This window comes from Hydrogenophaga sp. GW456-12-10-14-TSB4, assembly GCF_059424305.1.
On the sequence record NZ_JBWKZH010000041.1, the window covers coordinates 1 to 12,058 of the forward strand.

A 12,058-nucleotide genomic window follows, 5' to 3' on the forward strand; every position below is an offset into this window, starting at 1 on the left:
ACCCACCGATCACCCCGACCCCCAGCGGCGCATCTGGATCGCCACCACCGCGGCCATGGGCGGCGCGGCGGCGGTGGCCACGGCGTTTCCTTTCGTCGCGTCGTTCGCACCCAGCGAGCGGGCCAAGGCGGCCGGCGGGCCGGTGCAGTTCGACGTGTCGAATCTGCCGCCCGGCGCGACCGCGATCGTCGAGTGGCGGGGCAAACCGGTGTGGGTGGTCCATCGCACGCCGGAGATGGTGGCGGCGCTGCAAGGCCACGACGCCGAACTGGCCGACCCGGCGTCGAGCCGCGACCAGCAGCCGGCCTACGCCCGCAACGCGGCCCGTTCGATCAAGCCCGAGTTCTTCGTCGCCGTGGGCATCTGCACGCACCTGGGCTGCTCGCCCACCTCGGTGCCGGCCGGCACCGGCAACCCGGGCTTGCCGGCGGACTGGCCGGGCGGCTTCTTCTGTCCCTGCCACGGCTCGACCTTCGATGGCGCCGGGCGGGTGTTCAAGAACAAGCCTGCCCCGAGCAACCTCGAGGTGCCGCCGCACCGGTATGCGAGCGCCACGGAGCTGGTGATCGGTGACGACGCCACGCCCGCGTGAATCAGAACAGCGTCTCGACCTCGCTGGCCAGGCGGTATCCCGCCCCCCGTTCGGTGAGGATCAACCGCGGGTTGGTGGGGTCGGACTCGACCTTGAGGCGCAGGCGGCGAATCTGCACATCGATCGTGCGGTCGTAGACCTCGGCCTCGTGCAGGCGCGACATGGACAGCAGCTGGTCGCGGCTCAGGACGCGCTGGGGCGCCCGGCACAGCGCATTGAGCAGGCTGAATTCCCCATTGGACAGCTCCACCGATCCGCCCGCCGGCGACACCAGGCGGCGCGTGCGCAGGTTCAGCTCCCAGCCCGAGAAGCGGTAGGCCCGCCGCGTGTTGTCGCGCTCGGGCAAGGTGGCCTGTACCTGGTAGCGGCGCAGCACCGCCCGCACGCGGGCGAGCAGCTCGCGCGGGCTGAAAGGCTTGGTGACGTAGTCGTCGGCGCCCAGTTCCAGGCCCATGACGCGATCGGCCTCTTCGCTGCGGCCGGTCAGCAGCACGATGGGCACCGTGGCCCGCTCGCGCAAGGCGCGCGCGAGGTGCATGCCGTCTTCGCCGGGCAATCTGAGGTCCAGCAGCACGAGGTCGATGGCCTCCTGATCGAACAGCGCGAACATCTCCGCGCCCGAGCCACCGGCGCTCACGCGCATGTCGTTCTTGCCGAGGTACTCGACCACCAGATCACGCACATCGGCATCGTCGTCGATCACGAGAATGTGGGGGACGTGGGCGGTGCTCATCGTGGGCCATGGTAGCGCAGGCCATCCCGCGGGCATACTGGATGCCGACGCGAAACCCCCGGTTGAAACCCTTGAACACCGACACCTCACCCCGCCCGCCGGTCGCCTGGGTTCCGTGGCTGTTCGCCCTGGCGCTGTGGTTGCTGCTGGTGGTGATCACCTCGCTGGCGCTCTGGCAGTTGCACCGCACCGCGCTGGAGAGCCAGGGGCGCGAGATGAAGCTGCTGTCGCTGGCCCTGACCGATGAGCTCGATCGTGGCCTGCGGGGCGCCGAAGAGGGCTTGCAGGCCCTGGGCCTGGAGCTCGGGCAGCGCCGGCTGACCGCGTCGGACAGCGACACGGTCCAGGCGCTGCAGACGCGCGTCGCCTTGATGCCGCTGGTGACCTCGCTGTGGCTGCTGGGCGAAGACCGCGGGCCGATCGCCGCGTCCGACACCCTGCCCCCGCCGGACCTGCAGACCTTCCTGCCGCGGCTGGAGTCGCTCGCCGTGGGCGCCATCGCGCTGAGCAAGCCCTTTGCGCAGAACGGCGATGCCCAGCCGCACGTCGCACTGGCGTACCGCGTGGGCGCCGTGCGCGGCCACCCGGGCGGCTGGATCATCGCCGCCATGCCGGCGAACCACCTGCTGGGGGCTTTCGGCGTGGCCCTGCCCGCGGCCGATGCGCGCATGGCCATCTTTCGCCGCGACGGCGTCAGGCTCGCCGCGGTCAACGTCGGGCTCCTCGGCGCCGACGAAGCCGCACTGGCCGCAAAGCCGCGCCTCGGCATGCGGCGCTTCAGCGACGGCAGCGACAACCTGGTGGCATCGCACCGCGTGGCGCGCTACGGCCTCGAGGTGGTGCTGTCGCGCGAACTCGGGGCGGTGCTGGAAGGCTGGCGAGGTGCATTGAAGTTGTCGGTCGTTGCGTTGGGCTTCCTGCTGGTCACCCTGGTCGCCGCCGTGTACATCGTGACGCGGTCCGAGCGGCAGCGGCTGGCGGCCCAACAGGCCCTGCAGGTGCAACTGGCCCGCACCAGCCGGCTGGAAGCCCTGGGCGCGCTGGCCGGCGGCGTGTCGCACGACTTCAACAATGTGCTGGCCGGGATCGTCGGGTACGGCGAAATGGCCCAGGACGCCGCCGTGCCCGGCAGTGCCCAGGCCCGGCACCTGGGCAAGGTGCTGCAGGCGGCCGAGCGCGGCCAGTCGTTGATCGAGCGCATCCTGTCGTTCAGCCGCGGTGGCGCGCGCGCCTCGACCGTCTTCGAGCTGGAGCCCGTCGTCGAAGAGGTGCTGACGCTGATGACCGCATCGCTGCGCCCGGGCGTGGTGCTGGAGCGCGTGTTCGGCGCTCCCGGCGCGCGGCTGCGCGGCGACGCGACACAGGTCTTCGAGGCGGTCATGAACCTGTGCACCAACGCCGTGCAGGCCATGCCCGAGGGCGGCATGCTCAGCGTCCAGCTCGAACGCAGGCAGGTCACCGCGCCCCAGGTGCTGTCCCACTCGCCGCTGCCCGCCGGCCGCTACCTGGTGCTGAGCGTGGCCGACCAGGGGGTGGGCATCACGCCCGAGGTCATGGAGCACCTGTTCGAGCCCTTCTTCACCGCGCGCAGCACGCAGTCGGGCACGGGGCTGGGTCTGGCGGTGGTGTTCGGTGTGGTGGCGGAGTTCGGCGGCGGCATCGACGTCGACAGCCGGCCGGGCCAGGGCGCCCGCTTCACCTTGTACCTGCCCGAGTGCACCGATGAGCTTCCCGCGGCGGAGAAGGCGGTGCCGACGGCGCCCGGTGGTGCCGGCCAGTGCGTGCTGGTGGTCGATGACGAGCCGGCGCTGCTGGCGCTGGCCCAGGAGCTGCTGACCGGCCTGGGCTACGCGCCGGTGGGCTTTGCCGATGCCGGCGCGGCGCTGCAGGCGGTGGCCGAGGCGCCCGGGCGGTTTGCCGCCGTGATCACCGATGAGCGGATGCCCGGCCTGAGCGGCACCGAACTCGCCGGTGCCTTGCGTGCGCAGAGCTTGGACCTGCCGGTGGTGCTGGTGAGCGGCTACGGTGGCGCACAGCTGGCCCGCCGAGCCGGCGACGCCGGCGTTGACCGGGTGTTGACGAAGCCGCTGCGGCGCGACGAACTGGCGCGTGCCCTGGCCGAGCTGATCCCCTGAGCCAACGCCCGGCCCTCCGTTTGTGTCAGATGGCACACAAGGGCCGCGCGCGCGAAACATGGCGCGGCGACGCACGGCAGAAGATGCGCCCATGACGGACGCGCCCACCCCGTCGCGGCTGCTGATTCGCACCATCGCCGACGACGACAACGATCGCTGGACCCTGCCGGTCCTGTGGCGGCGCGCGCTGGCGCGTGTGCGGGGTGTTCCGGGCGGCGAGCCCGCCCCGCCCACGCTGGAAATCTTCGATCTGCCGGGGCACCGCCTGCTCAGCCTCACCCATGCGGGGGTCGTGGTCGATCTGGTGCTGCCCGCAGGCACCTACCACGTCACCACGCAGAACGGCGAGCACCGCCGCAGCTACACGGTGGTGCTGGAGCGGGACGCCACCACCGAACTCAAGCTGTTCGCGAGGCCGGCTACTCCGGCTTGACGTCGATGGCCTTGATCACCGGCCGCCAGAGTTCCACGTCGGCCTGGATGCGGCGCGCGAAGTCCTTCGGCGTCTGCTGGCCGGTCTGCGGAATGAGGCCGGCCTTGGCCATGCGCGCCAGCACCGCTTCGTCGCTGAACATCTTGGCCACGGCGCCCGCGAGGCGGTCGGCGATCGGGGCGGGCAAACCGGCCGGCGCGAGCAGGCCGTTCCAGGTTTCGGTCTGGAAACCGGGGAACAGCGAGGCGATGGTGGGCACGCCCGGCAGCATGGCCACCGGCTGCGGGCTGGTCACGCCGAGCAGGCGCAGGCGGTCGCCCTGCAGGTAGGGCAGGGTCTCCGAGATGTTGGCCGTGTAGACCTCGGTCATGCCCGCGATGGTGTCGGCGATGGCCGCCGCGCCGCCCTTGTAGGGCACCATCACCGCATCGATGCCCGCGCGTTTCAGGAACGCCGCGCCCGCGAGGAAGGACATGGAGCCGGTGCCCGCGTGCGCCATCAGCAGCTTGCCCGGGTTCGCACGGCCATGGTCCACCAGGTCCTTCAAGGTCTTGTGCGGCGAGGCGGCCGGCACCACCACGACCTGGGGATTGCCGGCCACGTTGGCGATGGGCAGGAAGTCCTTGAACGGGTCGTAGCGGATCTTGTAGAGGAAGGGCGCGAGCGAGATCTGGGCGATGGAGGCGAGGAACACCGAGTAGCCGTCGGCCGGCAGCTTGGCCGCGTGCATGGAGGCGATGGTGCCGCCCGCGCCGGCGCGGTTGTCCACCACCACCGGCACGCCGAGCGCGCGGTTCAGGTAGTCCGCCGTCATGCGGGCGACGAAGTCGGTGTTGCCGCCCGCCGGGTAGGGCACCACCATGTTGATGGGGCGCTCGGGCCAGCCGGCCTGGGCGCGCGCCGCGCCGGTGGCGGCCAGGCCCAGGCCGCCCAGGGTGGGCAGCAGCAGGGTGCGCTGTACGAAGGAACGTCGTTTCATGGCAAGTCCTTTCGGGGCATGGATGGGGAAGGCGTTCAGGCCAGGGCGGCGGCCGCTTCGCGCACGGCCTTGGCCTGACGGCCGAAGCCCTTCTGGCCGATCACTTGGTCGTTGAGGTAGACGGTGGTGCCGCGCACGATGGTGCGCACCGGTTTGGCCTTGAGCTTGCGGCCGGCGTAGGGGCTCCAGCCGATCATGCTGAGCACGTCTTCATCGCGCACCTCGTACTCGCGGTTCAGGTCGACCAGCACCAGGTCCGCGTCCGCGCCGACCTTCAGGGCGCCTTTGTTCGCGAGCTTGAACAGCTCGGCCGGTTTGGCGCTGCAGGCCTCGACCACGCGCTCCAGGCTGATCTTGCCTTCCAGCGCGGCGGTCATGAACATGCTGTAGTAGAACTGGGTCGAGGGCGTGCCGGTGTGGGCCTTCCAGCCGTCCGTCCAGCCGATTTCCTTCTCTTCGCGCGTGTGCGGCGCGTGGTCGGTCGCGACGATGTCGATGGTGCCGTCGCGCAGGCCTTCCCACAGGCCGGGCACGTTCTTCTCGGGCACCCAGTACGAGAGCGCGTAGGAGCCCAGGCGCTGGATGGCCGACCATTCGCAGCCCAGGAACAGCGCCCAGGGGTTGATCTCGCAGGTCACCTTCTGGCCGGCCGCCTTGGCCTGGCGGATCAGTTCCACGCTGCCGGCGGTCTGGGTGTGCAGGATGTGCAGGTGGCAGCCCGAAGCGCGCTGCAGGCGCAGCAGCGTCGCGATGGCGGTTTCCCAGATCACGCCGTCGTGCGCGGCATAGGCCTTGGCGTAGGCCAGGGCGTCGCGCTCGCCGCGGTCCCAGAACTTCTGCTCGATCACGTCCATCAGCGCCTGGTCGTGCGGGTGCACCATCAGCGGCACGTTCAGCTCGGCGCAGCGCTGCATGATCTCCAGGATCTTGCCGTGGTCGTGCACGCCGATGCCGGGCATGTGCGGGTAGTCGCGCCCGGTGTCGACGACCATGAAGATCTTGAATGCGGCGATGCCGGTGTCCGCCATGCCGGGCATCTCTTCGCTGATGGTGGGCGCGGGGTTGAAATTCCAGTCCACGACCGCGTCGCTGCGGTAGATGTCGTACTGGCGCTCCAGCAGCTCCAGCGAGTTCGGCGGCGGCTGCACGTTGGGCATGGCCACGCTGGTGGTCACGCCGCCGGCCGCGCACTGCAGCGTGGAGGTGTGGATCGTGTCCTTGTACTCGAAGCCCGGCAGCGAGCCCTGGCGGTGGTGCGAGTGCATGTCGATGGCGCCGGGCACGACGGCCAGGCCGTCGGCCTCGATGACCTCGCGGGCCTCGGGTTCGGACCCGACGTCGTAGATGCCGGCGATGCGGCCGCCCTGGATGCCGATCGAGGCGACGCGGCGCCCTTGCGGTGTGACGATCAGCCCGTGGCGGATCAATGTGTCCATGCAATGTTCTCCTTGTGAGCGAGGGGGGTGGTGGAAGAGGGGATGGGGCTGGGCGCGCGGCCGCGGATCACGTCGAAGATGTGTTCGACGAAGGCACGGTCGAGCCCGCGGGTGATGAAGACCAGCCGCGAACGCCGGTCCTCGTAGGGCCATTCGGCCAGCGGTGCGGGCGGATGGAACAGGCGTTGCACCGCGTGCACGACGATGGGCCGGGCCTCGCCGGCGATGTTCAGGATGCCCTTGACGCGCAGCAGGTCGTCGCCGTGCGCGAGCACCAGCGCGTCGAGCCAGGCGGCGAGTTCCTGCCAGGCCAGGGGTTCGTCGTACACGAGCGAGAAGGTCTCGATGCCCTCGGTGTGGTGCGGCGAGGCCGCCGCGCCGATCGGGCGGTAGCGCGCGGGCTGGTCGGCGTGGGCCTCGGCGTTGAGCCAGCGCCGCACCGCGGGGATTGGCGTCGCGGCGGCGTACACGTCGAGTTCGGTGAGCACCTCCAGGCAGGGCACCTGGGTCGGCGTGGCCCAGCTCACCGTGGCGCCCGGGTTGAGCGCCTGCAGCCGCTGCTGCAGCGCCTGGGCCTGCGGCGGGTCGGCCAGGTCCATCTTGGTGACGATGAGCTGGTCCGCGACGGCCACCTGCTTGGTGGCTTCCTCGAAGCCGTCCAGCGTGGTGGCGCCGTTGACCCCGTCCACCGTGGTGATCACCTGGGCCAGGCGGTAGCCGTTGGAGACCGGGAAGGTCATGAGGGCCTGCAGCACCGGGCCGGGGTCGGCCATGCCGGTGGTCTCGATCACGACGCGGTCGAAGGCGCGCACCAGGCCCCGGCTGCGCTTGTCCAGCAGCTCGCGCAGGGTCTCGACCAGATCGCCCTGCACGCTGCAGCACAGGCAACCCGTGCTCAGCTCGATGGTGTTGTCGTTGCTGCTGGCGATCAGGTTGTGGTCGATGCCGATGTCGCCGAATTCGTTGACCACCACCGCCGCGTTTGCCAGCGCGGGCTCGCGCAGCCAGCGGTTGAGCAGGCTGGTCTTGCCGCTGCCCAGAAAGCCGGTCAGCAAGGCGACCGGCAAGCGCACACGATCGGAACTCATAATGGCTCTCCTTGGTGAAAATCGCACCTGCTTGTGGTGCATCATTTTTCGCAACAAGTGCGAATAGTATCAAAATGGAAGCAAATGCGAAACAAGTTCGTTCGGGCGAGGGTGCGGGCATCCGCACGCGCAACCGGACGCTGCACATCCTTCAGCTGTTCGAGCGGCGCACGCTGTGGACCGTGGAGGCGATCGCCGCCGAGATGGGCGTGTCCATCAGTTCCGCCTACCGGGACGTCAAGGAGCTGAGCAATCTGGGTTTTCTGGCGCCGTCGACGCGCTCCGAGTACATGCTTGGCCCGGCCTTCATCCGCTACGACCTGCTGATGCGCCAGGGCGACCCGCTGGTGAAGGCCGCGTCGGGGCCGATGCGCGAACTGCTGGCGCGCACCACGCAGCACGCGGTGGTGTTGATCAGCCGCCGTTTCCGCGACCAGGTGATGTGCGTGCACCAGGAGAAGGGCAGCGACCACCCGCCCTCGTCCACCTACGAGCGCGGCGTGGCCTTGCCCATGTTCAAGGGCGCGACGTCCAAGGCGATCCTGGCGAACCTCGGCGACCGCGCGCTCAAGCAGCTCTACCTCAACCACGAGCAGGAGATCCGCGAGTCCGCCGGCCTGGCGGGCTGGAAGGACTTTGCCAAACAGATGAAGGCGATCCGCGAGACCGGCTTTGCCTGCACCGATTCGGAGGTGGCCCAGGGCCGGGTGGGCATCGCAGCCCCGGTGTTCGGCGACGGCCAGGTGGTGGCGGGCGTGAGCCTGGTGTTCGAGCTCGCGCGCTACGACGAGGCGGGCTTCGCGGCCGAGGTGAGGCGCTGCGCACAGGCGATTTCGGCGGCGCTGGAAACCGCCGCCTGAGAGCCCGCGTTCACCGGCGGTTAAGACCTCTTGAGAAGGCTTCGCTGGCGGGCGCCGACATCGCTGCCTAGACTTGCCCGCAGCGAAACACCACGAGGTTGGCGACGATGACACTGAAACATGCACTGGCGGTGAGCATGACCGCGATCGCGGTCCTGACCGCCCCGGCGGCCCAGGCCCAGGCCCCCGGCTACCCGAACCAGACCATCAAGCTGCTCGTCGGCTGGACGGCGGGCGGCGCCACCGACCTGCTGGCGCGCCACCTGGCCGCGCACATGGCCAAGCAGCTGGAACAGCCGGTGGTGGTGGACAACCGCGCGGGCGCCGTGGGCACCATTGCCCACAGCGAAGCCAGCCGCGCGAAGCCGGACGGCTACACCCTCATCCTGGCCACCAACAGCACCTACGCGATCGCGCCGCACCTGATCAAGCCGCTGCCCTACGGGCCCGATGCGCTCGCGCCGATCTCGCTGGTCGGCACCAGCCCGCTGATCCTCACCGTCAAGCCCGCGCTCAACGTGCAGAGCGTCAAGGACGTGATCGCGCTCGCGCGGCAGCAACCCGGCCGGCTGAACTACTCGTCGGGCGGCAACGGTGCCACCAGCCACCTGGCCAGCGAGCTGTTCAAGGACCTGACGCGCACCTCCATCACGCACATCCCCTACAAGGGCGGTGGCCCGGCCACGCTGGCGGTGGCCTCCGGTGAGGTCGACCTGGGCTTTGTCGACATCGGCGTGGCCGTGCCGCTGATCCGCGCCGGCCGCCTGAAGGCGGTGGCCGTGTCGGGCAGCGCGCGCAGCCCGATCCTGCCCCAGGTGCCCACCGTCGAAGAAGCGGGCGTGCCGCGCTTCGAGTCGGCCACCAAGTTCGCCCTGTTCGCGCCGGCCGGCACCCCGCCGGCCGTCATCGAGCGCCTGGCCGAGGCGGTGCGCAGCGTCCAGAAGAACGAGGAACTGAAGGACCGGCTGCGCCAGCAAGGCATCGAGCTGGTGGCCACCGGACCGGCGGAACTGCGCAAGGACGCGGCCGACGATCTGGCGCGGTGGGGCCGGCTGATCAGCGAGCGCAAGCTCTCGCTGGACTGATGCGCCGCATGACGCCGCGCATCGCCATCGTGGGCGCGGGGCCGATCGGCTGCGCCGCCGCCGCCTTTCTCGTGCGGGACGGCATCGCGCCGGCCCTGTGGTCGCCCACCGGGCGCCGGGTGCGGCGCCACGCAGACCGCGCCAGCTTCACCTGCTCGGGGGCCGTCAGCGGCGAGGTCGAGGTCGAATGGCTCGCCTCGCCGGACCGGCTCGCCGAGTTCGACGCGGTGCTGGTCTGCCTGCCGGCCGACGCCTATGCCGCGGTGCTCGGGCCGCTGAATGCGCGCTGGCGACCCGGCCAGCACGTGATCGTGAGCGGGGCCCTGTCGCTGGCGCCGCTGTGGATCGCCGCGGCGGCCGACGGCGTGCAGGTCAGCGGCTGGGGCACCACGCTCACGACCACGCACTTCCAGCCCGACGGCAGCCTGCACATCAATCCGCTGCGCAGCCGCATCGACATGGCCACGGTGGGTCCCCTGGAGCCGTCGGAGGCGCGGCAGATGTGCGCGGAGCTGTTCGGGGACCGCTTCGTCGCCGCGGACAACCTGCTGACGCCCACGCTGGCGAACATCAACCCGATCGCGCACGCGGCCGAGGTGATCCCGAACCTGACGCGCATGGAGGCCGGCGAAGCCTGGTCGCTGTTCGGTCACTTCACGGCGGTGGTGGGCCGCATGGCCGAGGCGCTGGACGTCGAGCGCCGCGCGGTGGCGCAGGGCTTCGGGCTCGAAGTGCCCTCGCTGCGGCAGCACTACGCGCGCTCCTACCACTTGCCTGAGGGGCCGCTGCACACCATGGCGGCCGCGATCACCGCCAACGGCATGAGCCCGAACGGGCCGGCCTCGCTGCAGCACCGCTACGTGCTGGAAGACGCGCCGTTCGGACTGGCCTTTCTGGAGGCGCTCGGGCGCGCCGCCGGGGTCCACACGCCGGTGCTCTCGGCCTGCCTCAGCCTGCTGGCGGTGGCCTACGGGCGCGACTTCCGCGCCGACAACTTCCTGCTCGACGCGCTGGACGTCGCGGGCGGCGGCGCCGAGGCGCTGCTCAACCGCTGCGCGGCGGCGGCCAGCCCGGCCAACTGAGCCCCCCGGCCGCTGCCGCTGCGGCGGTGGACCATGGCGATGGGCACGGGCGGCGGCAGGCTCTCCATCGGTAGCTCCACCAGGCTGCCGCGCTGCAGCCGTTCGGTCAGTGTGCCCTGGGCCGCCAGCGTGAGGCCCAGGTTCTGCTCCGCCAGCGCCAGGTGGGTGATCGCGCTCATGGTCTCGATGAACGGGATGAGCGCGGGCAGCCCCTGCTCACGCAGCGTGTGCTCCAGCATCATGCGCGAGTTGGTCGGCCTGGGCGGCAGGATCCAGGGGGCTTGCGCCACCTCGGCCCAGCGCAGGCGCGGGCTATGGGCGCTGCGCTGCGCGGCCAGGGCATGGTGCGGTGAGCAGACCACGCGCCATTGCTCCAGCCCGATGTGCTCGATGGTGAAGCCCTGGGCCGACAGGCTGCCGAGCTCCGAGGGTGTGTCCATGGTGATGAGCGCGTCCACCTCGCCCGCCTCCAGCTGGCGCGAGATGTCGGCCAGCCGCCCTTCGAGCAGCAGCACGCCGGGCAGTTCGCCCTGTGCCGCGAGCGCCGACAGGATGCGCGGCAGCACGGTCCAGGTCAGGAACGGCGTGGCGCCGATCTTCAGCCGCTCGTGCAGGGGGCGCAGCGGCGCGGCCAGTTCGTCGGAGAGCTGCTCCATCTCCGCGAGGAGCACGCGCCCGCGTTGCACCACCAGCGTGCCGGCCACGGTCGGCACGACGCCGCGCGGCAGGCGGTGAAACAGCGGCTGCTCGAACAGCGCCTCCACGTCCTTGAGGCCCTTGCTGACCGCGGCCGTGGTCATGTGAAGTCGCTGCGCCGCGGCCCGCATGTTGCCGGTGTCGGCCAGCGTGCTGAGCAGCTCCAGCTGGCGAAAGCGCAGCGCGGCCATGAGCCGCTGCGATGGGTTCCTCACTCGATGCCTTTCGTGGGCCCTGCGGGCGAGGGCGAAAGGCCAGCATACCGCCATGGAAAAAGCCGATGGCCGCCGTGGAGTTCACCTCCATCGGCGGCCATCGGCCAGGGGGTCCTGTCGTCCGCCTTGGTGGCGGACTCAGGAGGACGGCTTAGCCGCCGTTGGCGCGGCGCGACTGGACCAGCTCGGCGCGGACTTCGTCGCGGCTCTTGCCAGCCAGCACGGGCTGGGCTTCGTACTGGGCGGGGAACAGTTCGTTGGCCTTGGCACCGGTGGCGCCGTCGGCCACGATGTCACCCGTGCGGATGGCTTCGGCCAGCTCGGCCTTCACTTCAGCGCGGGTCTTGCCCACGGCGACGGTGTTGGCCGACTTGTCAGCGCGGGCAGCGGCGTACTGGGCGGGGGCCAGTTCGTTGGCCTTGGCGCCGGTGGCGCCGTCGGCCACGATGTCGCCCGTGCGGATCGCTTCGGCCAGCTCGGCCTTCACTTCGGCGCGGGTCTTGCCTTGCACAGCCACAGGCTGGGCGTACTGGGCGGGGAACACCTGGTTGAACTTGGCACCGGTCTGGCCGTCGGCGACCAGGTCACCGCTGCGCTGGGCGGCGATCACTTCGGCGCGAACCTGTTCGCGGGTCTTGGCGACGGAGGCGTCGGCGGCCAGGGCGTGGCCGGCAACGAGGGTGGAGAGAGCGATGGCAACAACAGACAGCTTTTTCATGACAGT

12 protein-coding genes are annotated in these 12,058 nt (G+C 70.6%); 6 read left to right on the plus strand and 6 right to left on the minus strand.

The features are described from left to right. Positions 1 to 592 (plus strand): ubiquinol-cytochrome c reductase iron-sulfur subunit (gene petA / locus AC07ZS_RS19030; RefSeq protein ID WP_494800091.1); only part of this gene is annotated, 592 nt, incomplete at its 5' end. 1 nt (position 593) lies between these two features. Here the strand turns inward: petA and AC07ZS_RS19035 are convergent. Continuing rightward, on the minus strand, positions 594 to 1,325 hold the full coding sequence (locus AC07ZS_RS19035; RefSeq protein WP_494800092.1) for a response regulator: 732 nt from the start codon (positions 1,323 to 1,325) through the stop codon (positions 594 to 596). 71 nt (positions 1,326 to 1,396) lie between these two features. Here AC07ZS_RS19035 and AC07ZS_RS19040 point away from each other — a divergent pair, with 71 nt between their 5' ends. Both AC07ZS_RS19040 and AC07ZS_RS19045 read left to right on the plus strand, forming a co-directional pair. Then, the gene (locus tag AC07ZS_RS19040) at positions 1,397 to 3,460 is read left to right on the plus strand and encodes an ATP-binding protein (protein WP_494800093.1); all 2,064 of its coding nucleotides are present in this window, start codon (positions 1,397 to 1,399) and stop codon (positions 3,458 to 3,460) included. A gap of 91 nt (positions 3,461 to 3,551) precedes the next feature. Further along, on the plus strand, positions 3,552 to 3,893 hold the full coding sequence (locus AC07ZS_RS19045) for a hypothetical protein (protein ID WP_494800094.1): 342 nt from the start codon (positions 3,552 to 3,554) through the stop codon (positions 3,891 to 3,893). Here the strand turns inward: AC07ZS_RS19045 and AC07ZS_RS19050 are convergent. From AC07ZS_RS19050 to AC07ZS_RS19060, 3 genes are read right to left on the minus strand one after another with little or no spacing between them, the layout of a single operon-like run. Next, positions 3,880 to 4,872: a Bug family tripartite tricarboxylate transporter substrate binding protein gene (locus AC07ZS_RS19050; protein ID WP_494800095.1), complete on the minus strand. Its 993-nt coding sequence runs from the start codon at positions 4,870 to 4,872 to the stop codon at positions 3,880 to 3,882. The genes AC07ZS_RS19045 and AC07ZS_RS19050 overlap by 14 nt on opposite strands. A gap of 35 nt (positions 4,873 to 4,907) precedes the next feature. Further along, positions 4,908 to 6,308: a dihydroorotase gene (locus AC07ZS_RS19055; protein WP_494800096.1), complete on the minus strand. Its 1,401-nt coding sequence runs from the start codon at positions 6,306 to 6,308 to the stop codon at positions 4,908 to 4,910. After that, the gene (locus AC07ZS_RS19060) at positions 6,296 to 7,396 is read right to left on the minus strand and encodes a CobW family GTP-binding protein (protein ID WP_494800097.1); all 1,101 of its coding nucleotides are present in this window, start codon (positions 7,394 to 7,396) and stop codon (positions 6,296 to 6,298) included. The genes AC07ZS_RS19055 and AC07ZS_RS19060 overlap by 13 nt, the downstream gene beginning before the upstream one ends. A 74-nt stretch (positions 7,397 to 7,470) precedes the next feature. Between AC07ZS_RS19060 and AC07ZS_RS19065 the strand changes: the two genes are divergently transcribed. The 3 genes from AC07ZS_RS19065 to AC07ZS_RS19075 all read left to right on the plus strand — a co-directional run bounded on the left by AC07ZS_RS19065 (position 7,471) and on the right by AC07ZS_RS19075 (position 10,423). Continuing rightward, positions 7,471 to 8,256, plus strand: a complete 786-nt coding sequence (locus AC07ZS_RS19065) for an IclR family transcriptional regulator (RefSeq protein WP_494800098.1) — start codon at positions 7,471 to 7,473, stop codon at positions 8,254 to 8,256. A gap of 107 nt (positions 8,257 to 8,363) precedes the next feature. Continuing rightward, entirely contained in the window at positions 8,364 to 9,341 is a 978-nt protein-coding gene (locus tag AC07ZS_RS19070; protein ID WP_494800099.1) for a Bug family tripartite tricarboxylate transporter substrate binding protein, read from the plus strand. Positions 9,342 to 9,349: 8 nt separating this feature from the next. Further along, complete coding sequence (locus tag AC07ZS_RS19075; protein WP_494800100.1) at positions 9,350 to 10,423, plus strand: NAD/NADP octopine/nopaline dehydrogenase family protein; 1,074 nt, start codon at positions 9,350 to 9,352, stop codon at positions 10,421 to 10,423. On the opposite strand, the gene AC07ZS_RS19080 is transcribed toward AC07ZS_RS19075, so the two are convergent. Both AC07ZS_RS19080 and AC07ZS_RS19085 read right to left on the minus strand, forming a co-directional pair. Further along, a complete protein-coding gene (locus tag AC07ZS_RS19080) occupies positions 10,309 to 11,334 on the minus strand; it encodes a LysR family transcriptional regulator (RefSeq protein ID WP_494800101.1) in 1,026 nt (341 codons plus the stop codon). The two genes, AC07ZS_RS19075 and AC07ZS_RS19080, sit on opposite strands and share 115 nt — an antisense overlap. Before the next feature lie 151 nt (positions 11,335 to 11,485). Beyond that, a complete protein-coding gene (locus AC07ZS_RS19085; RefSeq protein WP_494800102.1) occupies positions 11,486 to 12,052 on the minus strand; it encodes a DUF4148 domain-containing protein in 567 nt (188 codons plus the stop codon). Between the last annotated feature and the right edge of the window lie 6 nt (positions 12,053 to 12,058).